Annotated in this window: 24 protein-coding genes and 1 riboswitch; of the genes, 6 read left to right on the top strand and 18 right to left on the bottom strand. The window is 61.1% G+C overall.

The genetic code is table 11. The annotated features are described in order from the left end of the window. Positions 1–310 precede the first annotated feature (310 nt). Both uxaC and ACQKKX_RS06610 read left to right on the top strand, forming a co-directional pair. Complete coding sequence (uxaC, locus tag ACQKKX_RS06615; RefSeq protein WP_427569701.1) at positions 311–1,729, top strand: glucuronate isomerase; 1,419 nt, start codon at positions 311–313, stop codon at positions 1,727–1,729. A 331-nt stretch (positions 1,730–2,060) separates the two neighbouring features. Beyond that, entirely contained in the window at positions 2,061–3,107 is a 1,047-nt protein-coding gene (locus ACQKKX_RS06610; protein WP_427569700.1) for an L-idonate 5-dehydrogenase, read from the top strand. 86 nt (positions 3,108–3,193) lie between these two features. Here the strand turns inward: ACQKKX_RS06610 and ACQKKX_RS06605 are convergent, their stop codons facing one another. From ACQKKX_RS06605 to ACQKKX_RS06585, 5 genes are all read right to left on the bottom strand, one after another. Further along, complete coding sequence (locus tag ACQKKX_RS06605; RefSeq protein ID WP_427569699.1) at positions 3,194–3,646, bottom strand: pseudoazurin; 453 nt, start codon at positions 3,644–3,646, stop codon at positions 3,194–3,196. Next, positions 3,643–4,491 (bottom strand): ABC transporter ATP-binding protein, encoded by an 849-nt coding sequence (locus tag ACQKKX_RS06600; protein ID WP_427569698.1) that lies wholly within the window; start codon positions 4,489–4,491, stop codon positions 3,643–3,645. The genes ACQKKX_RS06605 and ACQKKX_RS06600 overlap by 4 nt, the downstream gene beginning before the upstream one ends. Beyond that, complete coding sequence (locus ACQKKX_RS06595; protein WP_427569697.1) at positions 4,488–5,531, bottom strand: FecCD family ABC transporter permease; 1,044 nt, start codon at positions 5,529–5,531, stop codon at positions 4,488–4,490. Before ACQKKX_RS06595 ends, ACQKKX_RS06600 begins: the two co-directional genes overlap by 4 nt. Positions 5,532–5,541: 10 nt before the next feature. After that, complete coding sequence (locus ACQKKX_RS06590) at positions 5,542–6,576, bottom strand: ABC transporter substrate-binding protein (protein WP_427569696.1); 1,035 nt, start codon at positions 6,574–6,576, stop codon at positions 5,542–5,544. Between the two features lie 164 nt (positions 6,577–6,740). Next, positions 6,741–6,970, bottom strand: a riboswitch (cobalamin riboswitch). A 77-nt stretch (positions 6,971–7,047) separates the two neighbouring features. Beyond that, positions 7,048–7,938, bottom strand: coding sequence for an FCD domain-containing protein (locus ACQKKX_RS06585; protein WP_427569695.1), 891 nt, complete (start codon positions 7,936–7,938; stop codon positions 7,048–7,050). A gap of 223 nt (positions 7,939–8,161) precedes the next feature. Here ACQKKX_RS06585 and ACQKKX_RS06580 point away from each other — a divergent pair, with 223 nt between their 5' ends. The 3 genes from ACQKKX_RS06580 to ACQKKX_RS06570 are packed head-to-tail and all read left to right on the top strand — an operon-like array spanning position 8,162 to position 11,827. Beyond that, positions 8,162–9,280 carry a mannitol dehydrogenase family protein gene (locus tag ACQKKX_RS06580; RefSeq protein ID WP_427569694.1) on the top strand — a complete coding sequence of 373 codons (1,119 nt, stop codon included), beginning with the start codon at positions 8,162–8,164 and terminating at the stop codon, positions 9,278–9,280. Next, positions 9,277–10,287, top strand: coding sequence for a zinc-binding alcohol dehydrogenase family protein (locus ACQKKX_RS06575; protein WP_427569693.1), 1,011 nt, complete (start codon positions 9,277–9,279; stop codon positions 10,285–10,287). The genes ACQKKX_RS06580 and ACQKKX_RS06575 overlap by 4 nt, the downstream gene beginning before the upstream one ends. 13 nt (positions 10,288–10,300) lie before the next feature. Continuing rightward, positions 10,301–11,827: a UxaA family hydrolase gene (locus tag ACQKKX_RS06570; RefSeq protein ID WP_427570107.1), complete on the top strand. Its 1,527-nt coding sequence runs from the start codon at positions 10,301–10,303 to the stop codon at positions 11,825–11,827. Positions 11,828–11,851: 24 nt separating this feature from the next. Here ACQKKX_RS06570 and ACQKKX_RS06565 read toward each other — a convergent pair whose 3' ends face one another. The 10 genes from ACQKKX_RS06565 to ACQKKX_RS06520 all read right to left on the bottom strand — a co-directional run bounded on the left by ACQKKX_RS06565 (position 11,852) and on the right by ACQKKX_RS06520 (position 21,880). After that, positions 11,852–13,018 (bottom strand): fumarylacetoacetate hydrolase family protein, encoded by a 1,167-nt coding sequence (locus tag ACQKKX_RS06565; RefSeq protein WP_427569692.1) that lies wholly within the window; start codon positions 13,016–13,018, stop codon positions 11,852–11,854. 10 nt (positions 13,019–13,028) lie between these two features. After that, the gene (locus tag ACQKKX_RS06560; protein WP_427569691.1) at positions 13,029–14,318 is read right to left on the bottom strand and encodes an L-fuconate dehydratase; all 1,290 of its coding nucleotides are present in this window, start codon (positions 14,316–14,318) and stop codon (positions 13,029–13,031) included. 41 nt (positions 14,319–14,359) lie between these two features. Continuing rightward, on the bottom strand, positions 14,360–15,205 hold the full coding sequence (locus ACQKKX_RS06555; protein WP_427569690.1) for a fumarylacetoacetate hydrolase family protein: 846 nt from the start codon (positions 15,203–15,205) through the stop codon (positions 14,360–14,362). Positions 15,206–15,247: 42 nt separating this feature from the next. After that, positions 15,248–15,982: an SDR family oxidoreductase gene (locus ACQKKX_RS06550; protein ID WP_427569689.1), complete on the bottom strand. Its 735-nt coding sequence runs from the start codon at positions 15,980–15,982 to the stop codon at positions 15,248–15,250. A gap of 13 nt (positions 15,983–15,995) precedes the next feature. After that, positions 15,996–16,325: an L-rhamnose mutarotase gene (locus ACQKKX_RS06545; RefSeq protein WP_153353783.1), complete on the bottom strand. Its 330-nt coding sequence runs from the start codon at positions 16,323–16,325 to the stop codon at positions 15,996–15,998. A gap of 11 nt (positions 16,326–16,336) precedes the next feature. Beyond that, positions 16,337–17,149, bottom strand: coding sequence for an amidohydrolase family protein (locus ACQKKX_RS06540; protein ID WP_427569688.1), 813 nt, complete (start codon positions 17,147–17,149; stop codon positions 16,337–16,339). Positions 17,150–17,153: 4 nt separating this feature from the next. After that, positions 17,154–18,161 carry an aldo/keto reductase gene (locus ACQKKX_RS06535; protein ID WP_427569687.1) on the bottom strand — a complete coding sequence of 336 codons (1,008 nt, stop codon included), beginning with the start codon at positions 18,159–18,161 and terminating at the stop codon, positions 17,154–17,156. Between the two features lie 65 nt (positions 18,162–18,226). After that, positions 18,227–19,171, bottom strand: a complete 945-nt coding sequence (locus tag ACQKKX_RS06530; RefSeq protein WP_427569686.1) for an ABC transporter substrate-binding protein — start codon at positions 19,169–19,171, stop codon at positions 18,227–18,229. A gap of 103 nt (positions 19,172–19,274) precedes the next feature. Further along, positions 19,275–20,318, bottom strand: a complete 1,044-nt coding sequence (locus ACQKKX_RS06525) for an ABC transporter permease (RefSeq protein WP_427570106.1) — start codon at positions 20,316–20,318, stop codon at positions 19,275–19,277. Between the two features lie 20 nt (positions 20,319–20,338). Then, entirely contained in the window at positions 20,339–21,880 is a 1,542-nt protein-coding gene (locus ACQKKX_RS06520; protein WP_427569685.1) for a sugar ABC transporter ATP-binding protein, read from the bottom strand. A gap of 164 nt (positions 21,881–22,044) precedes the next feature. Here ACQKKX_RS06520 and ACQKKX_RS06515 point away from each other — a divergent pair, with 164 nt between their 5' ends. Further along, positions 22,045–22,716: a FadR/GntR family transcriptional regulator gene (locus tag ACQKKX_RS06515; protein ID WP_427569684.1), complete on the top strand. Its 672-nt coding sequence runs from the start codon at positions 22,045–22,047 to the stop codon at positions 22,714–22,716. Positions 22,717–22,720: 4 nt separating this feature from the next. Here ACQKKX_RS06515 and phnN read toward each other — a convergent pair whose 3' ends face one another. From phnN to phnE, 3 genes are read right to left on the bottom strand one after another with little or no spacing between them, the layout of a single operon-like run. Next, positions 22,721–23,311, bottom strand: coding sequence for a phosphonate metabolism protein/1,5-bisphosphokinase (PRPP-forming) PhnN (phnN, locus tag ACQKKX_RS06510; protein ID WP_427569683.1), 591 nt, complete (start codon positions 23,309–23,311; stop codon positions 22,721–22,723). Then, positions 23,301–24,452 (bottom strand): alpha-D-ribose 1-methylphosphonate 5-triphosphate diphosphatase, encoded by a 1,152-nt coding sequence (locus ACQKKX_RS06505; RefSeq protein ID WP_427569682.1) that lies wholly within the window; start codon positions 24,450–24,452, stop codon positions 23,301–23,303. The genes phnN and ACQKKX_RS06505 overlap by 11 nt, the downstream gene beginning before the upstream one ends. Before the next feature lie 59 nt (positions 24,453–24,511). Continuing rightward, positions 24,512–25,318, bottom strand: a complete 807-nt coding sequence (gene phnE / locus ACQKKX_RS06500) for a phosphonate ABC transporter, permease protein PhnE (RefSeq protein WP_427569680.1) — start codon at positions 25,316–25,318, stop codon at positions 24,512–24,514. Positions 25,319–25,387 lie beyond the last annotated feature (69 nt).

Here is a 25,387-nt window from a genome sequence, read left to right as displayed (position 1 = left end):
CACGAGATCAGCCGCCGGTGCGCGGAGGGCTTTGGCCGCTCACGCCCGCCTGCGGGAAGCCGGTTGCTCATCCGCCATTGCGGTTGCGCTGGCGCGGGACTTGGCATCTAACTGGTGGCGCGGTTGCTGCAAGCACCGCCGTAAGTCCGGCGCGTCGCGTCCCAAACGCGATGGCGCGGGCGCAATGTCAACTGAGCCTGAACGGCAACCGGTCACCGCGTCTTCAGACAGTGACGTACACGGTTTGCCGCAGACAGCACTGAGGAATGCACAGCCATGGGAGGCGGGGCATGTCTAGAAAGGTAATGGAATGACCAACACGTTTTTACTTCACCCGGACCGGCTTTTCCCCGATGCACCGGCGACCCGGGAGATCGCCCGTCATCTTTATACACATGTCGCAAACCTACCGATTGTCAGCCCGCATGGTCATACCGAACCATCCTGGTTTGCCGACAACCAGCCTTTCGGCGATCCGGCCAGCCTCTTCATCATCCCGGACCATTACGTCCACCGCATGCTTTACAGCCAGGGCATCCCGCTCGAAAGCCTGGGCATTCCGACGATCGACGGGACGGCGGTAGAAACCGACAAGCGCAAGATCTGGAGGATTTTCGCGCAAAATTTTCATCTTTTCCGCGGCACGCCATCCTGGATTTGGCTCGCTCATGCCTTTACCGAGGTGTTCGGCATCGACGAGCGCCTGACCGCCGAAAGCGCCGACCGTTATTACGACCACATTGCCGAAGCACTGGAACGGCCGGAATTCCTTCCGCGTGCTCTTTATGAGCGCTTCAATATCGAAGTCATTGCCACGACAGAAAGCCCGCTCGACGATTTGCGCCATCACCGCAAGCTTTCGCAGAGCGGCTGGAAGGGTCGCGTCGTGTCCGCGTTTCGCCCGGACCCGGTTGTCGATCCGGAATTTCCCAATTTCATAAAAAACCTCGAGGAACTGGGACGCATCACCGGCGCCGACGTCTCGACCTTCAGCGGCTATCTGGCTGCCTTGCAGAACCGTCGTCAATATTTCCGCGAGGTGGCGGGCGCCACGTCGACCGACCATGGACACGCAACCGCACGCACAGAAAACCTGTCCGAAGAGGACGCTGCGGCGCTTTACGGGAAGGTCATGTCCGGTCCCGTCTCGGCTGCCGATGCCGAAACCTTCCGGGGTCAGATGCTGACCGAAATGGCCAGAATGAGCGTCGAGGATGGTCTCGTCATGCAGATACATCCCGGTGCGTGGCGCGACCATAACCAGCGGATCTTTGCCCGTTTCGGCAAGGACAAGGGCGCAGACATTCCCAAGGCCACCGATTACGTCGGCAGTCTCAAGCCGCTGCTCGACCGGTTCGGCAACAATCCGCGCCTGACCGTCATTCTGTTCACGCTGGACGAGACCAGCTACGCGCGGGAACTGGCGCCGCTCGCCGGCCACTATCCTGCCCTGAAGCTCGGCCCGGCCTGGTGGTTCCACGACAGCCCCGAAGGCATCCGCCGGTATCGTGAGCAGGTGACCGAGACGGCCGGCTTCTACAATACCGTCGGTTTCAACGACGACACCCGGGCCTTCCTGTCGATCCCGGCCCGCCACGATGTCGCCCGTCGCATTGATTGCGGTTTCCTGGCGCGGCTGGTGGCGGAACATCGGCTGGACATCGACGATGCCCACGAATTGGCGTGGGAACTTGCCTACAATCTCGCAAAGACCGCCTACAAATTGTAAACGGCTGCACCCAGTCGGCTCTTGCTGCATATCTGCGCCACTGCGCGCGGATATGCCATCAGGGACGCTGGAAGAGGGCGTTTTCATTGGGCAAAGCGGAGGCTCGGTCATCGGGCCTCACGCTCGAACGCCGTAGACCCGCTCCTGCAGTCCGCTGCGAGAATGCCGGTGTTGCCGAACGGCCGGATCGCGGCGTAACATGACCGGAGCGACAATGAAGACGGGAGGCTTTTTTGATCGACAAGCACGAGATGGCAGGCACGATCACCCGGTCCGCCGTGACGACCCCCTGCGAGACGGCAGCCTGTCGGGAATCGGGCGAGGCCCTGCGATGAAGGCGGTTGTCATTCACCAGCAACATGATCTGCGGATCGAAGAGCGACCGGTCGGTGAACCGGGGCCCGGCGAGGTGCGGATCCGTTTGCGCGCAGGCGGCATTTGCGGCTCGGATCTGCACTATTACCACCATGGCGGCTTTGGTACGGTGCGTATCCGTGAACCCATGATCCTCGGTCATGAAGCCTCGGGCGAGATCAGCGCGATCGGTGATGGCGTTCCCGGGCTTGCAGTCGGCCAGCGCATCGCCATCAATCCCAGCCGACCCCAGGGCGATTGCGAATTCGTCCGGGAGGGTCAAAGACAGCATGCGATGGACATGCGGTTCAACGGTTCCGCCATGCGCTTTCCACATGTGCAGGGCCTTTTCCGCGAGGAGATCGTCATCGCTGCCGAGCAGGCGGTTCCGGTTTCGGCGGATACGCCGTTCGCGGAAGCGGCCTGCTGCGAACCTCTGGCCGTCTGCCTGCACGCCGTCGAACAGGCTGGGGCGCTTGTCGGAAAGCGGGTGCTTGTGACGGGCGCAGGCACGATCGGCTGCCTGACCATTCTGGCCGCCCGCCTTGCCGGAGCCGACGAAATCATTGCCACCGATATTTCCGATGCCGCTCTGGCGATTGCGCGCGCGGTCGGCGCCGACAAGGTCTTCAACGTCGCCAACGATCCGCAGGCGCTTGCACCTTACGCGCACGCAAAGGGGCAGATCCACGTCGCCTTCGAATGCTCGGGTAGCGGTCCCGTTCTGGCGAGCCTCCTGCCCCTTGTTCGCCCCCGCGGAACGATCGTGGCCGTGGGCATTGGCAATGACGTGACGCTGCCGATCGGCACCATTGTCACGAAAGAACTGGTGGTGCGCGGCAGCTTCCGCTTCGATGCGGAATTCGCTCTGGCCGCGAGACTGATTTCCGACCGACGGATCGATGTACGACCGCTGCTGAGCGCGCAGATCCCGATGGAACGTGCGGTGGAGGCTTTCGAACTTGCCAGCGACCGGACGAGATCGACGAAAGTGCACCTCACCTTCGATGGCGTCTCGCCCTAGGCGACACGCGTCGGAAAACGCGCCGTTCACTGACCGGCTTTTGAAAGCTGGCAGCCGGCCCGGCCGGCTGTGATGCGGGACTGGCTTTATTCCGCGCCGCCGCTTCCGGCTCTGGTCAACAGCGCTTCCATGCGCGCCTTTGCGCGCCCCGGCAGGGAAACACTCTTGTAGCTTTCCGGCAGGGGTGCATTGCCGACCTTGATCATCATCACCATGCCCATCCCCAGATGCGGCGAGCACTTGATAGCGTAGAAGCCTTCCGTATCGAACGTGGTCTCGAAACGGTCGCTGATCCTGCTCTTGAACCCCTTAGCGCCTTCCGGGATCATGCCGTCAATGGTAGCCGCGTTATGGCTCTTGTGGGTGGGAACGAAAACGACACGGTCCCCCGGAGCAATCTCCAGGTAATCGGGCTCGAACACCATCGGACCCTTGTCGCCGCGGTTAAGCATCTGCACCTCGAACGTGGCAGCCAAAGCCGCGCCGGCCGACACCGTGACCGCAAACAGGGTGAGCAAGAGAGCAAGGGTCTTCGTCATCGGTAGTTTCCTTTCTGCAAGCGAAGGACCTGATTTTCGGCGCCGGTTATAACGGTGCTTGTCCTGTCGGCGACGGTTCCGGTACTCCTGGTACGGAACCGGACATGGCAGAGACCATCCTCGTCTGGCGCGACGGTGGCCTCCACGCCGAATACGGCGCGGATCATCCCCGATGTGAGCACTTCGGCAGGACGGCCGATCGCCTTCAGCCGGCCGTGATCCATGATCGCGATACGATCGCAGAACATGGCGGCGTGGTTGAGGTCGTGCAGAGCCGCCACCACAGTCAGGCCCTGCCGCCTGACCAGATCAAGCAGATCGATCTGGTGGCCGATGTCGAGATGATTGGTCGGCTCGTCGAGCAGCAGGACCTGCGGCTGTTGCGCAAGGGCCCGGCCGATATGCAGGCGCTGCCGCTCACCCCCGGACAGGTGGTGCCAGTAACGTCCGGCCTTGTCGATCATGTCGACGTTTTCGAGCGCTGCATTGACGATCACGTCATCCTGCCGCGACCAGCCCGACAATGGACCGAGATAGGGTGTGCGCCCAAGCTCGACCGCCTGTCTTGCCGTGATCCGCTCGGCCGTTTCGGCCTGCTGCTCGACGAAGGCGAGCTTGCGTGCAACTTCCCGGCTGCCGATCGCGCGCAGCGGCAGGTCGTCCAGCAGGACCTGGCCGGAGAGCGGCTTGCGGATGCCGGCAAGCATGGACAGAAGCGTGCTTTTGCCCGACCCGTTCGGGCCAATAATGCCGAAAAACTCGCCGGAGAGGACCTCGAAGGAGACATCCTGGACGACGGCCAGATCTGCCGCTGACCAGCAGAGATTATGCGCCGACAGTTTCATGGCCGCGCCCCTTTCTGACCGAGGATGAAGGCAAAGGCCGGCGCGCCGAACAAAGCGGTGATAACCCCAATCGGCAGGACCTGGCCGGCGATGATGGTCCGCGACAGGATGTCGGCGACGATCATGAACACCGCGCCCACCAGCGCCGTCACCGGCAGCAGCCTCCCATGCCGGACGCCGACGATAAGACGTGCGGCATGCGGAATGACCAGGCCGATGAAGCCGATGGAGCCGACCAAGGACACCATGGTCGCGGTCATGGCGGCGGCTGTGCATATGAGCACGACCTGCACCCGCCGCACGTGAATGCCGAGCGACGCGGCCGCATGGTTTCCGAAGGCGAAGGCATCGAGCGCGCGGCAGTGCCAGAGACATATGAGAAGGCCGGCGATCGTCACCGGCAGCGCCAGGCCGACATCGGGCCAGCGAACGCCGGACAGGTTTCCGAGCAACCAGAACATGATGCCGCGCGCCTGTTCGGCGGTAGCGGACTTGGTTACCATGAAAGAGGTGAGCGCGTTGAACATCTGCGACCCTGCGACACCGGCAAGAATGATGGCACTGCTGCCGCTGCCGGCGCGCACCGCCAGAAGGCTGACCAGAACGAAGGCGGCAAGCGCACCGGCGAGCGCTCCCATGGGCATGGTCAGCATGCCCGCCCCGAAGCCAAGAAGGGCAACTGCCACCGCTCCGGTCGATGCGCCTGCAGAGATGCCGAGAATATAGGGATCGGCGAGCGGATTGCGCAGCAGCGATTGCAGCACGGCGCCCGCAAGCGCCAGCGAAGCGCCGCAACAGGCCGCTACGACGGCTCTCGCAAGACGATAGCTCCACACGATGCCCTCATCGAGCGGTTCGAGCGGATAACCGGCACCGAACATGCGGTTGGCGACTGTCTTTACCACCACGTCGAAGGGAATGGAGGTTTCGCCGATCGCTGCTCCGGCGATCAGCGCGCCGACAATCAATGCGCCGGCGAGGAGAAGAAGCGCCGCCAGCGCGGCGCCCCTTCCCCCAAACTGTGTTGCGATCCGTTTCACCGCAGGCGACTTATCTGGCAAGGCCGGCCGCGGCAATCGCGTCGGCCAGCTTTTCCAGCCCCTCGATCGTGCGGATGGTCGGGTTCATCGCCTGGGCATCCATTTCAAAGACATGGTTTTGCTGGACGGCCGGCATCAGGCTGGCGACCGGATCGTCCTTCAGGAAGACCCGCTTGACAGCGACGTCGTCGGCAGGGAACCGGCGGCGATCCATTTTGCCGGCAACGATGATCGTCGGATTGGCCTTGGCGATCGTTTCCCAACCAACCGTCGGCCATTCCTCATCGCTTTCGATCACGTTCTTAATGCCAAGCGCCGACATGATGTAACCCGGGGCGCCATGACGGCCGGCCACATAGGGGTCGATATCGAGTTCGGCGCTCGAGAACCAGAAAACCGCCGAAAGCTTGCCATTGGCAGACGCAATCTTCTTGCGCGCTGCGTCCTCGCGCTTCTTAAGGTCGACGACGAGCTCTTCACCGCGATCCTGGACGTTGTAGATCGCTGCCAGATCGCGGATTTCCTGATAGATCAGCTCCATCGAAAAGACGCCGGTGCGCACGCCATCGCCGCCGCCGGAATTATCCTTCCCGACGCAATCGGCGGGCGACGTATAGACCGGCACGCCCAGTTCGGCGAACTGGGCGGGCGTTCCGACCACGCCTTGTGGACCGATCTGCCACTGGAACTGCGTCGTCACCAGGTCCGGCTTGCGGCCTATCACCGCCTCGAAACTCGGATCATTGTCGGCCAGACGCTCGATCTTGGCATTGGTATCCTCGAAACCTTCCAGCACCGGGCTGACCCAGAGTGCGGTGCCAACCACCTTGTCCGACAGACCAAGCAAATAGAGCACTTCGGTGACGCTCTGGCCGACAGAAACCGTGCGCGACGGCGCCTGCTTGAAGGTCAGATCAAGGCCGCAATTCTTGATCATCAGCGGATATCGGGTTTCGGCAGCCGAAGCCGCCGTCCCGAGCGGCAGAACAGCAAGCGCCGAAGCAAACAGGCCGGCGATGAGCACCGGTCGTGCGAAATGAAACATGGTCTCTCCTTGAGGGGTGTGATCGATGACGGGCGAAAAGGCGTATCAGTACGCCCGACCCACGACAGCCGACATCGACGAGCAAGGGATTAAGACCATGGAGTGCGCGAACGCGCGTGGAAGCGTCATAACGTGATCCTCTTCCGGGCATCCCCGCCCGTAACGATAGCTCTGTCCTGACGGCAGGTCTCCTGGCTCACGAACATGTCGTCCATCTGCCTTCCCATGCCGATCACGACACAGTGGCCGATACCGTTGAGGCATCGCGAGGATGGACGGTAATCCGCTTACAGTTGCGGGGGCAGCCACGGCATTGATCCCTCTCGGGGTCGCACCGTGTTCCCTATTAATTCCATTGCTTTTGGCGCCGGAAACCGTCGAGACTGATTTAGCGGGCAGATAGGCCTGCCGTCAATGCAAATCGTCTACGTTATGTAATATCATTACGTCAAGACTGCACAGGTTCTTTCTTCAGTCGACGTGAATGGACGCCAGCATGGTCGAACGCGCCGTGTGCAAATGCTGACGGCACGCTTCGCGCGCCTGTACAGGATCGCCGCTTCTCAAACCTTCGATATAAGCGAGGTGCTCGGTTAAGGCGCGGCGATTGCGATCTGCCTCGTCTTTCTTGTTCCACTGGTAGTGATAATGGAAAATCACCGACATGACGCCCTGGATATTGCCGAGGAACCGGTTGGGGACGGCGCTGTCGACCAGCTTGTGGAAACGATGGTCGAGATGAGAAAACGCGCGGTGGCTGCGATCAAAATCGGAGAGAAGGGCATGGTGTTCCGCTTCGATCAGCGACAACTGGCTCCACAGCGGATCATCCTTATCCAGCGCGACGAACCGGTCGACGGCACGGAACTCGATCAGTTCACGCATGTCGAACAGCTCGGCCACGAAATCGACGGTCAGTCCCAGCGTGCGCCAGCGGCCGTTGCTCTGGCGCTCCAGGAGGCCGAAATGGCTGAATGTGTTGAGGCAATCGCGGATGGCCGAGGTCGAGACCGCGAATTGCCGAGCGAGATCCAGCCCGTTGATAACTTGGCCAGGACTACAATCGGGCCCAACCAGCCATGCCATGAACTTGCGCTCGACCATATCGGCGAGCGGCTCGAGATCGGCATCGGCAAGATAATCGGCGTCGCTTGGCAACCGCAATTGCCTTTTTGTCCGACCGTCTATGGCGACAATGCCGCGCGCGGCCACGGCCGCGAGAACGCCACGCACCGTGGTTCGGCTGACGCCCAGACAGGCGGCCAGGGCCGGCTCCGAGGGCAGGCAGGAGCCCGGCTCTCGATCCGAGAGCATGTCGAGCAGATGGTTGTAACTGCGCTTGAAAAGAGCGTTGGTTTTCATGGACACGCGCGCTTTGGATGGACAGTATCGCTACTGTTTTTTATGCGTGATTTTTTTATATAAAAAACAGATTGCTTGCAAGCCGGTTGTCTTTTATCCCAAAAGAACAGTTCATCGCATGTCACGGGAGAGGGAACATGCCATTTGCATTACGGTGCCGCGGGACATGCCGAACCTGCTGCCGGATCGCTTCTTTCGTCAGATGGAGCGGAGAAAAGGGGCAATGACCGGCATCATCCTGCAATTCGGCACCAGCCGTTTCCTTCAGGCGCACGCGGATTTCTTCCTGCATGAGGCCAGACAGGCGGGCCAGACTGTTCTGCCTGTCATCATTGTGCAGACTTCGGGCGCGGCCGAACGCGCCGGACGGCTGGCAGCCTTTGCCGATCCGGCAGGTTTTCCTGTCGTTATCCGCGGGCTGGAAGACGGAGCCCCCATCGAGCGTACCGTGTCGGTGAAAAGCGTCGAGCGTGGCCTGTCTACGGCAGGAAACTGGGCTGAGGTCGTCGACCTGTTCTGCGAGCAGGCCGAATACGTGCTCTCCAATACCGGCGATTCCGGCTACGACATTGCGGCGGAAACAGCAGGGACGGATCTCGAGGTCCTGTCGCCGCGGCCGTCCTTCCCCGGCAAGCTTGCCCAGCTTCTGAAGGCACGGTTTGAGAGAACGGCCAAGCCGATCACGATTCTCCCTTGCGAACTCATCAACGGCAACGGCCCGGTGCTGAAAGGCATCGTTTGTGATCTCGCGCGAAAAAGCGGGGCGGATGCAGCTTTCCTGACATGGCTGGAAGAGAAGGTGATTTTCGCCAATACGCTGGTGGATCGAATCGTATCGGAACCGATCGAGCCGGTTGGCGCAGTGGCCGAACCCTACGCGCTGTGGGCTGTCGAACGTGCGCCCGGTCTCACCATGCCCTGCACACATCCGTCGATCGTGCTGACCGACAAGCTGGAGCCGTTCGAACGGTTGAAGCTGCATATCCTCAATCTCGGCCATACCACGCTTGCCGATATCTGGCTGAAGGAAGGCCGCCCGAAGGGCGAAACGGTCAAGGAAATCCTTGCCGACCCTGCCATCCGCGCGCGTCTGGATGCCGTCTACCGCGACGAAGTCGTACCTGGCTTTGCGGCGCATGGCATGGGCAAAGACGCCGAGGCCTATGTCGAAACGACGATGGGCCGTTTCCTCAATCCCTATATCGAACACCGCATCGCCGATATCGCCGGCAATCACCAACTGAAGATCGAACGACGGATCAAGGCCTTTCTCGACTGGGCGGGGACACCTGCACCAACCCTTGAATCCATCGTCCAAGCCAGCGACAGGAAATCCGCATGAAAGCACTCGTCTGCGATGAACCCGGCCGCCTCTCCGTCGTCTCTCGCCCCGAACCGGTGCGCGGAGAAAACGAGGTCAAGGTCCGCATCCGCCATATCGGCATTTGCGGCACGGATTTTCACATCTTTGCCGGCAAACATCCCTTCCTCGAATATCCTCGGGTCATGGGGCATGAATTGTCGGGCACGGTCGAAGAAGCGCCGGCGGATAGCAGGCTAAAAGCCGGCGATCCGGTCTATATCGTGCCCTACCTCTCCTGCGGCACCTGCAAGGCATGCCGCAAGGGCCTCACCAATGCCTGCTGCAACATTCAGGTTCTGGGTGTGCACAAGGATGGCGGCATGGCGGAATATCTCTGCGTGCCCGTGCAGAATGTGATCCCCACCGGCAATATTCCGCTGGCCGACGCGGCGATGATCGAGTTTCTGGCAATCGGCGCTCATGGCGTCAAACGCGGCATGGTCACCGGCGAGGACCGTGTGCTCGTGACCGGCTCCGGGCCGATCGGCATGTCGGCAATCATCTTTGCCAAGGCCCGCGGCGCACATGTGACCGTGATGGACACGCGCGAGGACCGGCTGCAATTCGCCGTCGATCAACTCGGCGCGGATGCCGTTATCTTTGCCGACGACAACGCCGAGGCGGAAGCCGAACGCCAGACCGGCGGCGAATGGTATGACGTCGTCATCGACGCCACCGGCAATGCCGTGCCGATGCAGCGCGGCTTTGGTTTTCTCGCGCACGGCGCACGTTACGTGCTGCTCTCCGTCGTGCGTCAGGACATCACCTTTTCCGATCCGGAATTCCACAAGCGCGAGGCGACCCTGATCGCCAGCCGCAATGCCCAGCCCGACGATTTTGCGGAAGTGGTGCGGCAGATCGAGGCAGGCAAAGTGCCGACCCGCGCACTCAACACCCATAGCGGACGCCTGGAAGACGGGATTTCGCTTTTCGCCGAGTGGTCAAAGCCGGAAGCCGGCGTGATCAAGGCGATCCTGGAGATCTGAGATGACATTGAACATGACCACGAAAAAGACGCTGCGCCTGAACCCGCAGGACAATGTGGTGGTCGCCACCGCCGACTTAGCCGCCGGCACGCCGATCGAAGGTGATGTCGTGGCCATTGCACGTGTGCCGCGCAGCCATAAGGTGGCGACCCGCCCGATCAGCAAGGGTGAACCGATCCGCAAATTCGGCCAGATCATCGGTTTTGCCTCAACCGACATCAATCCCGGCGAATGGGTGCACGAAAAGAACGTCACCATGGGCGAGGATTTTGAGCGCGATTATGCCTTCGCGGCCGAAGCCAAACCGAAGGAAACGCTGTTACCGGGCGAAACACCCGCCTTCTTCAACGGTTTTCGTCGCGCCGACGGCCGCGCGGGAACGCGCAACTTCATCGGCATTCTGTCCTCGGTAAACTGTTCCGCCACGGCGGTGGATTATATCGCCGAAGAGATCAACCGCTCCGGCATTCTGGCCGATTACCCGGATATCGATGGCATCGTGGCCCTACCCCACAGCCAGGGCTGCGGCATGGCCGGCAAAGGCGAGGCTTTTGACGTATTGTCGCGCACGCAATGGGGTTATGCCAGCCATCCGAATTTCGCGGCAACGCTACTGGTCGGCCTCGGTTGCGAAGTCTTTCAGATCCCGCGCATGAAGGAAACCTACCAGATTGCCGAGGGGGAGCATTTTCAGTCGCTGACCATTCAGGAGACAGGCGGCACACGCAAGGCGGTCGAGGCGGGTGTGGCAAAAATCAGGGAAATGCTTCCTTTCGTCGCCCGCTCGCGCCGCGAACCGATTTCAGCCTCCGAACTGTCGCTGGCGCTGCAATGCGGCGGCTCGGACGGTTATTCCGGCCTAACAGCCAATCCTGCTCTCGGTGTTGCCGCCGACATGCTGGTACGTCAGGGCGGCACGGCGATCCTGTCAGAAACACCTGAAATCTACGGCGCCGAACACCTGCTCACCCGTCGCGCCGAAAGTGTCGAGGTCGGCCAGAAGATCGTCGATCTGATCGCATGGTGGGACGAATACACGACCCGCAATGGCGGCGAGATGAACAACAACCCCTCACCCGGCAACAAGGCCGGCGGCCTCACCACCATTCTGGAAAAATCGCTCGGCGCCGTTGCCAAGGGCGGCAATTCCACCCTGCGCGGCGTTTACCGTTACGCCGAACGTATCGATCGCAAGGGTTTCGTCTATATGGACACGCCCGGTTACGACCCGGTGGCGGCCACCGGCCAGGTCGCCGGCGGTGCCAACATCCTCTGTTTCACCACCGGCCGTGGCTCCGCTTACGGCGGCAAGCCGGTGCCGTCGATCAAGCTCGCCACCAATAACGAGCTTTACGCCCGCATGACCGAGGACATGGACATCAATTGCGGCGATGTCATCGATGGCGTCAGCCTCGAAGACAAAGGCCGCGAGATTTTCGAGGTCATCCTTGACGTCGCTTCGGGCAAGAAGTCGAAGTCGGAACTGCTGGGTTATGGCCGCCACGAATTCGTACCGTGGCAGATCGGCGCGGTGATGTGATTGCAAGCTTCTCTGAGGGTGACCTCAGAGAAGCCCCCGCCTTGCCAGATTGCGCATCAGCGCACCAACACCAAACGTCCAGGGCGGGCAATCGGCGCAGCGGGCCATGCGGTTGACCAGACGGCCCAGTTCCGGCGCGCTGATTTCCACCCGGTCGCCCACTTCATGGGTAAAGCCCTGGCCGGGACCGCGACGGTCTTTTACCGGCGCGAACATCGTGCCGAGGAACAGCACCGCGCCATCGGGATATTGGTGATTGGGGTTGAGCAACTGCCCGGCCAGATCGGCGGGGTCGCGGCTGATGGCGTTCATGCGGCTGACGCCATCCATGACAAAACCATCCTCGCCAGTCACTTTCAGCGAGACTTCGAGATTGCGCACTGTATCGAGCGTAAATGTCTCATCGAACAGGCGGATGAACGGGCCGATCGAGCAGGAGGCGTTGTTGTCCTTGGCCTTGCCGAGCAGCAGAGCCGAACGGCCTTCGATGTCGCGCAGGTTGACGTCATTGCCTAAAGTCGCCCCGACGATCTTGCCGTCTGAGCGGATGGCCAGAACCACTTCCGGCTCCGGGTTGTTCCATTCCGATTTTGGATGCAGACCAGCCAGAGCACCGCTGCCGACCGAGGACATCGGCTGCGCCTTGGTAAAGATCTCCGCATCCGGGCCGATGCCGACCTCGAGATATTGCGACCACAGTTTCATCTCGGTCAGCAGCGCCTTCACCTCGGCTGCCTTCTCCGACCCCGGCACAAGACCTGTGAGCTTTTCCCCGAGAACCGGCGCAAGGCGCTCGCGCACATTGGCGGCTTCTGCCGGATTGCCGCGCGTAAACTCCTCGATCACCCGTTCCAGCATCGAACCGGCAAAGGTGACGCCCGCCGCCTTGACCGCCTGCAGGTCCACCGGCGCCAGAAGCGCGCCAAGACTGGCGTCGAGAAAACCGCTGAGAGGTCCAATGGCCGGGCCCGCTTCGGTGGCGAGGCGGGAAGCGATGCCGTCAATCTCCAGAAGCGCGCTGGAGGTCGAGGCAATGGCGGAAATATCGTGCAACTGGCCCTCGCGATACAGCACCGGCAACGGCCCACCCGCGGCGTTCGACCAGACACGACCGATCAGGATCGCCTTGTCGGCATCACTGGGCAAAATGGTTTCGGGGGAAAGTTTCAGAGCCAGAACATCCTTCGTCATCCCAAAATCCTCACGCAGCCTTCGGGCGGCCAAATGTGTAATCGGCAATCGATTGCGGTTTCATCTCGATCGAAAAACCAGGCGTCGACGGCGGCATGTAGGCCGCATCCTTGATGACGCAGGGATCGACGAAATGCTCGTGCAGATGGTCGACATATTCGATCACCCTACCCTCCTTGGTGCCCGACACCGCAATGTAATCGATCATCGAGAGATGCTGCACATATTCGCACAGGCCCACACCACCGGCATGCGGCCACACCGCCTTGCCGAATTTGGCGGCGATCAAGAGTACGGCCAGAACTTCGTTGAGGCCACCCATGCGGCAGGCATCGATCTGCACGATATCGATCGCGCCTTCGGCGATGAACTGCTTGAACATGATGCGGTTCTGGCACATTTCGCCGGTTGCCACCTTCACCGGCGCGATCGCCTCGCGGATCTTCTTGTGGCCGGCAACATCGTCCGGGCTGGTCGGCTCCTCGATGAAGAAGGGTTCTGCGAAGGAGAGTGCCTTCACCCAGTCGATCGCCTGATCGACATCCCAGACCTGGTTGGCGTCGATCATCATGTAACGGTCGGGACCGATCACCTCGCGGCAAATGGTCAGCCGCCGGATATCGTCCTCGAGGTCGCGGCCCACCTTCATCTTCACATGGTTGAAACCGGCATCGACCGCTTCCTGCGCCAAGCGTCGCAGCTTGTCGTCAGGATAACCCAGCCAGCCGGCCGAGGTCGTGTAGCAGGCGTAACCTTCCTGCTCCAGCGTCGCGATCCGCTCCGCCTTGCCGCTTTCGGCCTTGCGCAAAATCTCGACCGCCTCGTCGCGGGTCAGCGCGTCGGTCAGGTAACGGTAATCGACGATATCGGCGATTTCCTCCGGCGACATGGTGGAGACGAATTTCCACACCGGCATGCCCGCTTCCTTGGCAAGCGCATCCCAGAGCGCGTTAACCACGGCGCCGGTCGCAAGATGCATCGCGCCCTTGTCCGGGCCGATCCAGCGCAATTGGCTGTCACCCGTCAGGTGCCGCCAGAATTTGCCAGGGGCGGCCCGCATTTCCGACAGATCCTTGCCGACAACGAGGTGCCGCATGGCTTCGATCGCCATGCAGCAGATGTCGTTGCCGCGACCGATGGTGAAGGTCAGGCCGTGGCCGGAAATGCCTTCCCGATCGGTTTCAAGAATGACATAGGCCGCCGAATAATCCGGATCCGGGTTCATGGCGTCCGAACCATCCAGACTTTGGGAAGTCGGGAAACGCAGGTCGAAAACGCGGAGATTGGTGATACGGGTCATGAGGCGGCCTCGTCTGTCAGAATGATAGGTTTGGTGCTGGCTTAGCGGTCGGCAACAAAAGTCTGCTTTTGCGTGCCGAGCCCTTCGATGCCGAGTTCGACGACGTCGCCATCCTTCAGGTAACGCGGCGGCTTCAGGCCCATGCCGACGCCCGGAGGCGTGCCGGTGGAGATGACATCGCCCGGATGCAGCGACATGAACTGTGACAGGTAGGAAACGAGGAATGCGACACCATAAACCATGGTTTTCGACGATCCGTCCTGCTGCTGCTCGCCATTCACCTTTAGCCACATGGCAAGGTTCTGCGGATCCGGCACTTCATCCTTGGTCACCAGCCACGGGCCCATCGGACCAAACGTGTCGCAGGATTTGCCCTTGGTCCACTGGCCGGAGCGCTCCGTCTGGAAGGCGCGTTCCGACACGTCATTGGTGACGCAATAACCGGCCACGTAATCCAGCGCTTCGGCTTCCGTTACATATTTCGCCGTCTTGCCGATGACGACGGCGAGTTCGACTTCCCAGTCCGTCTTCTCAGACCCGCGCGGGATCAGAACATTGTCGTTCGGGCCGACGATAGCGGACGAGGCCTTCATGAAGATGATCGGCTCCGGCGGCACGGTTGCGCCGGTCTCAGCGGCGTGGTCGGAATAGTTGAGGCCGATGCAGATGAATTTGCCGGTGCCGGCAACGCAGGGGCCGAGACGCGGATCGCCGTCCACCACGGGAAGGCTGTTCAGGTCAATCGCACCGAGCTTTGCCAGCGCATCGGGTGCAAGGGCCGCGCCGGAGAGATCGGAAACATGGGTGGAAAGATCGCGGATCTTGCCATCGGCATCGAGAATGGCGGGCTTTTCGGCACCGGGTGCGCCGTAACGGAGAAACTTCATGTCATCAGTCCTTTCAGTACAAAATCGGCATTCGTTAGAAAATCAGATCCCCCAGCCGCCGTCGATACCGACGGCCTGACCGGTCGTGTAGGTCGCACCGGCCAGATAAACGGCAAGGTCGGCAATCTCTTCCGGTGTGCCGAGGCGGCCCATCGGCTGGCGGGCGATGAAGGCGGCGCGGGCTTCTTCGTAATTGCCCTGCGCGCGCATACGCCCTTCCAGAGACGGGCTTTCGACAGTGCCGGGGCAAATGGCGTTGCAACGGATGCCCTGCGCCACATAATCGGCAGCGACGGATTTGGTGAGCCCGATCACGGCTGCCTTGGTGATGCCATAAGCCGCGCGGTTCGGCACCCCCTTGGAGCTGGAAGCAATCGAGGCCATGTTGATGATCGTCCCGTCGCCGCGCTCCAGCATGCCGGGCAGCACCGCCTTGATGGTGCGCACCATGGCGCGGACATTGAGATCGAAGGCGAAATCGAGATCGCTGTCCGGCATGTCCAGAACCGAACCGGCATGAACAAAACCGGCGCAATTGAACAGAACGTCGACCGCGCCAATTTTTTCGAAGAATGCCGCCACGGCGCCAGCGTCGAGCACGTCCAGATGTGCAGTCTGGATATTGGCGTCGCCGTCGAGCGTGGAAAGTGCTGCATCGTTGATGTCCGTCGCCCAGACCTTTGCACCCGCGGCGGCAAAGGCAAGCGCGCTGGCGCGGCCGATGCCCTGGCCGGCAGCGGTCACCACAACGGTCTTGCCCTGAATATTCCCGGTCATTTCGTCATCCTTATCAATCGAGGTGAAATACGTTTTCCATCATGGCCCACCATTCACCCTCCTTGCGGGTTTCAAATGGTTTCTGGCAAGGGATGCAGAACGACCACCATTCCTGGTTCTTTTCGCTCGCCGCCATTTTCGCCATGTCGGCCTCAAAATCCGTGCCGTGATATTCCCAGTAACCGAACAGCAGATTTTCCGGCTCTTTCAGAAAAATCGTGTAGTTCCTGATGTTGCAGCTCGAAATCAGCGCCAGAATTTCCGGCCAGACGGCGGCATGCAATTCCTTGTAGGTCTCGACCTTGCCCGGCTGCACGCCGATGACCATTCCCATTCTTTGCATTCAAACAGTCCTCACAACCGGTAGAAACGGCGGGCATTGCCGCCAAAGACGGCATCATGATCCGTGGCCGGTACGATCTCGCGGCACTGCTTGATCCATGCGGCATAGGTTCCGGCGAGATTGACCACCGGCCAGTCGCTGCCCCAGATCACCCGATCCGCGCCGAACAGGTCGAGAATGGTCTCGATATAGGGCCGCAGCGCCCGCGGATCCTGATCGCCCCCTTCGGTCAGCAGGCCGGAAAGCTTGCAACTTACATTGTCCATTTCGGCAAGACGCAACATCGCATGGCGCCAATCGCTGAAATGTCCGCTGGCGATGCGCGGCTTGGCGCCGTGATCGATGACCACAGGCAGGCTCGGATGGCGGCGGGCAAAGGCGTGGAGCGCCGACAAGTGCGGCTCCAGCACCAGCGCATCGAACACAAGATGGTTGGCGATCATCGCTTCCACAGCCGGCTCGAGCGTCGGATCATCGATCCAGTTCTCGTCAGCAATATCCTGCAGCATCGGCCGCAGGCCTTTCAACTTTTTGGCCTTGGCAAGATCGGCAATCACCGCAGGCGCGTCGGCCGCCTTCATGTCCACCCAGCCGACCACGCCGAGAATGAAATCGTTTTCCTCCGCCAGCCCCAGCATGAAACGCGTGTCTTCCACGCTCGGCAGCGATTGTACCAGAACCGTGCCGGTAACGCCCGCGGCCTTGATCTCCGGCATGAGATCGGCAGGCAGGAAATCGCGGTGGATCGCTTCCAGATCCGGCGGCGGCCAGCCGCCTTCGCGATCCTTCAAGAACCAGAAATGCTGGTGCGCATCGATGACCATGGCGTCACGCTCCCCCGATCGGTGCATCGGCGGAAATCACGCCCTTTTCCTTCAGGCGCGTCCAGAAGGAGGCCGGAATATCCTGCTCGAACCAACCGACATTGGCTTTCATCTGCTCGCCATTGCGGGCGCCGGAAACGACGGTGACGACAGCCGGATGCAGTGTCGGAAACGCCAGCGCCGCCGCCTGCATGGACACGCCTTCGGCCTCGCAGGCCGCTTCGATCTCGTTCACACGGGCAAGAATGTCGGCAGGCGCCTCGGCATAATTGAATTTTTTGTTGCCCGCGAGCAGGCCGGAGTTGAAGGCACCGGCGACGACGATGCCGACACCTTCGCGCTGGCAACGGTCGAGCAGGCCGAGGCTTTCATGCTCCAGCAGCGTGTAACGCCCGGCAAGCATGGAGACATCGATGTTGAATTCGTCCATGGCCTCGGACACCGCCTGCCACTCGTTGACGCCAAGACCGACAGCCTTGACCAGACCGCTGGAGCGCAATTCACCCAACGCCTTGAACCCGCCGCCCCTGGTCAACTGGTCCCAATAATGCTGATGACGGTCGGCATGCGTGGCGCGACCGATATCGTGGACATAAAGGATATCCGGCGCGAACACGCCGAGCCGCTGACGGCTCGCGTCGAAAGAGCGCATGATGGCGTCATAGCTGTAATCATAGGTCGGGCGGAAAGGCAGCGGCGCCACATAGGCATCCTCCTCCGGCCCCACCGTCTCATCCGGCACCATGATACGACCGACCTTGGTGCTGAGAAGGTAGTCCTCGCGCGCATGATCCGTCAGCATCGTGCCGAGCCGCCGTTCCGAACGCGTGTAGCCGTAAAACGGCGCCGTATCGAAATACCGGATGCCCGCCTCCCAGGCGGCATCGAAGGCGCTCAGCGATTCCGCATAACTGGTGAGCCGGTAAAGATTGCCCATCTGGGCGCATCCCAGTCCCATCAGCGTGAAAGAGACATCGCGGTTGCGCAGCTTGCGCCTGTCGGAAACTTTCATCTTCTCAAATCCTGATCGTCATTTGGGCGACGCGCGGACAAAGCCCGCGCGTCAAAAGAATTGGCTCAGTAGAGAACGTTCTTGGCTTCCGGCTTGTCGATATTGTCCTTGGTGACGACAACGACGCCGGTATCGATGGTCTTTTCGATCTTCTGCTTGTCGAGCAGCTTCAGCAGGGCTTCGACGCCCTTGTCACCCATCTGGTAGGAACCCTGCACAACGGTGGCATGCAGGGTGCCGTCCTTGACGAATTCCTGCAGATCCTGATTGCCGTCGAAACCGATCGCGACGAGTTTGCCCGCCTTGCCGGCCTGCTTGATGGCGCGGCCCATGCCGATCGCGGTCGGCTCGTTGGCGCCAAAGATGCCCTTGAGATCGCTGTTGGCTGCCAGAACGTCGGTGGTCTGGTTCAGCGCCGTCGCCATCTGCGACTGCGAATAATAGGGGCCGACGATCTCCAGCTTGGAGTTTTTCTTGATGTAATCGGTAAAGCCGCCGACGCGACCGATTTCAGAACCGGCCCCGGCCACATAGGACATGACGGCGATCTTGCCGGTCGTGCCGACCTTTTCGATCATCGCCTGAGCCGCCAGTTCGCCGGCCTTGCGGTTATCGGTGGCAAGGAATGACTGGTAATATTTGTCGGCACCGTCAGCGAGCTGGCTGTCGATGATGACGACTGGAATGCGGGCCTCCCACGCCTTCTTCACGGCAGGCACCAGGGCATCCGGATCGGACGGCGCAAGCAGGATGGCACCGACCTTACGGTTGACGGCGTTTTCGACCATGTTGACCTCATCCGCGATGGCGGATTCGGCCGCCGGGCCCTGGAAGGTCATGGTGTGTTTTCCCTCCGCCTTGGCAATCGCCGCATCCGCACCCTTCTGGACATTCTGCCAGAAGGTGGAATTGACGGTTTTGACGATGACGGCGATTTCGGCCGCCGAAGCGCCCGTTGCACCGGCAAGGGCGATGGCCGAAGCCATCAGGGCGATAGTCAGTTTACGCATGTCTTTTCCTCCTCGATTAACCGACCCTGCCGGGGCCGTTGCGGGGGAAGGCTCCCTCCTTCCCATGCGGCATTTCCTGAAGCGGCAAACCGCTCCGTCTTCTTCAACGGCGGTTGCGCAACTGGTCGATCCAAACGGTGACCAGAATGACGAGGCCGATGATGATTTGCTGGGTGAAGGCTGAGACGCCGTTCATATTGAGGCCGTTGCGCAGGATGCCGATCACGAAGGCACCGATGACCGTGCCGGAAATCGTGCCGACCCCGCCGATCAGCGACGTGCCGCCGATGACGGCGCTGGCAATGGCATCCAGTTCGTACGCTACGCCTTCATTCGGCTGAGCAGTAACGAGACGCGACATCAGCACGCAGCCGGTGAGGCCTGCCAGCGTGCCGGACACCACATAGGTGAACACGGTCACGCGGGACACGTTGACACCGGAAAGACGTGCCGCATCGGCGTTCGAGCCGACCGCATAAATGTAACGGCCAAGTACGGAGCGGTTCAGCAGGAAGGCGGCGGCAAGGCCAATGACGATCATCAGCACGACCGGATAGGGAATGCCCGGAAAGCTCACCACCGGAAAGCCCATCTCATCGATGCTTTCGATACGGAACAGCGAGCCGTTGCCGAGTTCGCCAAAGCTCTCGCCAAGACCGGACACCGCCCGTGCGCCGGTAATCTGCAAGGCCACGCCACGGGCGATCAACATCATGCCGAGCGTTGCGATGAATGGCGGTAGCCTCAACTGCGTAATGATCAGCCCATTGATCAATCCGCACGCCGAACCTGTCAGAATGCCGAGCAGCATGCCGATCCAGATCGGCATGTTCAGTTCCTTCACTGCAAGGGCTGCCACGACACCGGCCAGCGCCAGAACCGAACCCACCGACAGATCAATGCCGCCGGTGATGATGACATAGGTCGCGCCAATGCCCAGAAGCGCGATGGATGTGACCTGCAAGGCGATGGTCATTCCGTTTCCGACGGTCATGAAGGCGCTGCTGGTCGCCGAAAAGATCGCCGCCAGCACGACGAGACTGCCGAGTGCGGCGAATTTCTGGATGATATCCTTCTGGCGCTCGCTCAGGCGGCGGCCTTTCGGCTGGATATGGGCAGGCTGCTGCGCCGGCTTTTCACTGGTGATATCGGCCAAAACGCACCTCCCTATTCCGCACGCCGGCCGCTGCCGGACGCGTAATGCATGATTTCTTCCTGATTGGTGTCGCGCGTGGTGAGCGTCGCGGTAATACGGCCGCCATGGAACACGGCAACACGATCCGACATGCCGAGCACTTCCGGCAGTTCCGAGCTGATCAGCACGATGCCGATGCCGTTAGCGGCCAGCTCGTCCATGATCTGGTAGATCGCGAATTTCGCGCCGACATCGATGCCACGCGTCGGTTCATCGAAAAACATGATGCGCGGCTCGCGAAACAGCCATTTGCCGATGATGATTTTTTGCTGGTTTCCACCCGAAAGCAGCCGTACCGGCTGGCTGAGGCTGGGTGTGCGGATATTCAGCAGATCGACGTAACGCTGGCTCGCCTCGCGATGTTTTCTGCGATCGATGACGCCGGCCGAATTGCTCACCGCCTGCATGCGCGCCATCACCAGATTGGCATCCACGGGCATTTTCACCGCCAGCCCCTGCGCCTTGCGGTCTTCCGAAAGATAGGCGATGCCGGCTTCTATGGCACTGCGCGGGTCGGCGATCTTGAGCGTGTCGCCGTCCAGCGTGATCGTGCCGGCGTCGAGCGGATCGGCACCAAAAATGGCGCGTGCCACTTCCGTGCGCCCTGCCCCCATCAACCCGGCAAAGCCGAGAATTTCACCGCGACGGATGTCGAAACTCACATCGGAAAATACGCCGGCTTTGGTCAGGCCGGAAACGGAAAATATAACATCTGCGCCTGGAACCCGGGTCGGTTCGGGAAACTTGTCTTCGAGCGAACGCCCAACCATGCGGGCAACGATATCGTCGAGGGTCAGATCGGCAAAATCGTCAGTGGAGATGTAACGCCCGTCGCGCAGCACAGTGACGCGATCGACAATCTCCGCCATCTCGTCCAGCCGATGCGAGATATAGATGATCCCTGTGCCCTGGGCTCTCAGGTCACGAATGACCTTGAAAAGAAGTTGCGCTTCCTGCTCGGTCAGCGAGGATGTCGGTTCGTCCATGATCAGCACGGTCGCGTTGAGCGACAGCGCCTTGGCGATCTCGACCATCTGGCACTGCGCGACAGAAAGCGTGCGCACCTGCACATTCGGGTCGATATCGACGCCGAGCCGATCGAGGCACCGTTTTGCATCGGCAATCAGCTTCTTGCGATCGACCAGAAAGCCGCGACGTGGCTCGCGCGCCAGATAGATGTTTTCCGCCACCGTCAGGTGCGGCACGAGATTGAGTTCCTGATGGATGATGGCAATGCCGGCGGCTTCCGACTGAAGCGTCGAGGCAAACTGCACCGGCTCACCCTTATAGGTGACCGTGCCGCCGTTCGGTTGGTAGACGCCGCTGATGATCTTCATCAACGTCGATTTGCCGGCGCCGTTTTCGCCGCAGACTGCATGCACCTCGCCGGCGCGCAGGTCGAAACTGACGCCGGACAGCGCCTTTACGCCCGGAAATTCTTTCGAGACATTATCAAGCGTCAGCACGACTGGTCGCGCGCCGCCGCTCTCTGCCGTTACCGGCACTCCTCCCATCGCGATCTCCTCCTCGCGCAAAAGCCTCTCCGTGGCCTTTCATGGCAAGCTAGGCTGTCGATGTGATATTGGTCAAGCCAATTTTCGCATGCCGGCTTGCAAAGCTGCAAAATTTCGCGTCTGGTATACTCCGAGTTCTATATTGAAACGATTGGCCTGACCGCATGACGGATGCCCGACGCCTCTACCAGCAGATTGCCGATCAGGTCCGTCAGTTGATGCTGAACGGTCGTTACCCGCCTGGCGCACGCCTGCCGGCGGAACGGGATCTCGCGCAGCAACTCGGCGTGTCTCGCCCTTCCCTGCGCGAAGCACTGATTGCGCTGGAAATCGATGGCACGATTGAAATTCGCATGGGCTCGGGCATTTACGTGCTGAACACGTCCCGCGTCACGGCGACCGACCGATCTCTAGGCGAAAGCCCAACCGAGTTGATGCAGGCACGCGCCGTCATCGAAAGCGCGGTGATATTGCAGGCAGCGGCGCTCATCTCCAAACCCGCTTTGGCGGGGCTGCGGGATATTCTGGCCGCGATGCGGACGGAAATTGCCGAGGGGCGCAAGCCGCTGGAGCAGGATCGCCAGTTTCACCTGGCCATTGCCGAAAGCGCCGGCAATGCCGTCCTTTCGCAAATTGTCGCGCGCCTGTTTGACGAGCGCCACAGCCCGATGTCGGATCACATGCGCGGCCGTTTCGAGACGCCGGAGACATGGCAATTCGCCCTGCGCGAACACGAGGCCATTGTTGTGGCGCTTGAGGCGAAAAATTCGCTTGCGGCACAGGTCGCCATGCATGCCCATCTGACGGCCTCGGGTCACCGATGGGTCGATACTTGAGCGGTTACGCCTCGCACCCTTGAGACCGTGCCAGCGCACCGGTCAGATAGGTTTCGAGCGCACCCACTGCATCGTCGAGCCTGCCGGAATTGTCGATGGTCACGATACGGCCGGGAAGGTTCGGGACCGAGATCGGCATTTCGCGGGCAATGCGGCTGCGGATATCCTCCACCGTTTCCCGACCCCGCGACAACAGGCGCTGGATGCGGATGTCCGGACTGGCGGTGATTTCCAGGACGTCCACGCGAGCAAACCGCGATGCGGCTTCGACCAGCACGGCGCGCGACAGATTGGCGACGAGAACACCTCCCCTCTCCACATGCTCGGCTGCCTCGCGGCGCAGCGAATAGCAGAGGCCGTGTGCTTCCCAATCCAGGCAGAATTCGCCCTCGTGACGCGCGTCGGCAAAGGCGCTGCGCGACAGAACCTCGTGGTCTTCGTTGTCGGGATCGGCATCGCGGGTAATAACGCGCTGGGCGAAACGGATATCCGGCCGGTCCTGAAGCCGGGCTGCGACTGCCCGCATCAGCGTGTCCTTGCCGGCGCCGCTCGGGCCGACGACGGCAATAAACAGGCCCTGTCGGTCAGCAGACACGATTGCCCTCCCGCCACACGCCGGCGACGACCGGCGGCAGGTCGCGCTCGGCGCGCACCCGCACCAGATCGGCGCGCCGACCCACTTCGATGCGGCCGCGATCGGCAAGTCCTGCCGCACGGGCCGGATTGTCCGAAATCAGCCGCACCGCGTGAGGCAGATCGGCAAGACCGCGATCGGCGAGCACGAAGGCCGCCTGCATCATCGAAAACGGAATATAGTCCGACGACAGGATGTCGAGGGCGCCTTTTTCGAGGAGATCAAGGGCCGAGACATTGCCGGAATGCGAACCGCCGCGCACGACATTCGGCGCGCCCATCAGCACCTGCAAACCGGCTTCGCGCGACAGGACGGCGGCATCGATCGTGGTCGGAAATTCGGCAAGAGCGATACCGAGTTCCACGCCTTCCGCGACATGCGCGGCCGTTGCGTCGTCATGCGAGGCAATCGCAATGCCGGCGGCATGGCAGAGTTCGGCGATGCGCTTGCGGTTACGGGCGGAATTGGCTTCGGATTCGGCGATCCGGCGCGCGCAAAACGCGTCAAACTCCGCGTTCGAAAGCTTCTTCTTGCCCTGATAATAGATCCGGTAGGCGTCGAGGCTGACGAACTGGCGCTGACCTGGGGCGTGGTCCATAAGTGAGGCAAGACGCACGCGGTCATTGCCTTCCATCATTTCGAAATGGTCGGCGACATCGGCAACCGAGACTTCGCAACGCAAGTGAATGAAGTGTTCCGCGCGCAGACGTCCGGCCGCGTTCGCGTGCGAAATCTTGGTCGCCATCGCCGCCATGTCGGCCGGGCCCAGATCGGTATCGTCGTCGATGCCGACGCGCAGCGCATCGAAGACCGTGGTGATGCCGGAGCTTGCGACCTGACCGTCATGCGCCTGCAAGGCCGCATCCATGTTCCACCGCACTTTTGGGCGCGGCTGGAAATGCGTCTCGAGGTGATCGGTATGCAGTTCCACGCAGCCGGGCAGAAGATAATCGCCGTTTAGGTTGATGCCGCCCGCGGAGTCGCCGGTAGAAATGTCGGCAATTTTTCCGTCGCGCACCAACACGCTGCCGCTGACGATTTCGTCGGCGAGCACGATCGCGCAATTGGTGAAGATGGTTTCTTGGTTCGTGTCTGGGGTCATGATGTGTTCACAGCTTACGAAGCGTTTCTAAAACGCTCAAGGGATCGGATGCGGAAAAGTCAGATCACCAGCCTGCGCAATTGCTGGGACAGAAGGTCCATCAGGCTAACGGTGAGAATGATGATGATGAGCATGGCAGAAGCCTGCGGATAATAGAAGCCGCGAATGCTTTCAAACAGAACCTGTCCGATGCCGCCGGCGCCGATGACGCCGAGCACGGTGGCGGAGCGGATATTCGATTCCAACCGGTAGAGCGACAGCGAGATCCACAGGGGCAGGACCTGCGGAATGACGCCGAACAGAACCTGCTGCACCCTTGAGGCGCCGGTAGTGCGGATCGCCTCGACCGGGCGCGGATCGATCGCCTCGACAGCCTCCGAAAACAGCTTGGCCAAGATCCCGGTCGTGTGAATGAACAGCGCCATGACGCCGGCGAAGGGCCCAAGTCCGACGGCAACGACGAACAGCACCGCGAACACGACTTCATGGATGGCACGGAACATGTCCATCAGGCGCCGGACCGGCTGGTTCACCCACCAGGGCGCCATGTTATGGGCAGACAGGATGCCGAAGGGAATGGAGAAGAGGACGGCAAGGAAGGTGCCCCACAGCGCAATCTGTACGGTGACCACCATTTCCTCAAGATAATAGCGCCATTCGCTGAAGTCCGGCTTCAGGAAGCCGCTGGCGTAGTCAGCCATGTTGCCGGCATCGGTGAAGAGATAGGTGAAACGGCCCATCTCGGCCGGACCCCAGCTATAGGCCAGCGCGGCAATCACGGCCAGAAGAATGAGACCGTTGCGCGAGCCGCCGGGTTGTTTCGGCAAAGGCTTGGTCGTGGCGGAGGTCATCGTCGCGTCACTCATTGTGTTGTTTCCGTATTGGAAGAGACAGGCCTGCCCGTTGAATGTCGTCATCCTCGGCCTTGTGCCGAG

It is taken from the genome of Neorhizobium sp. NPDC001467 (assembly GCF_050275975.1).
Taxonomy (GTDB): domain Bacteria; phylum Pseudomonadota; class Alphaproteobacteria; order Rhizobiales; family Rhizobiaceae; genus Neorhizobium.
This window is presented reverse-complemented; position numbering and strand designations above follow the sequence as displayed.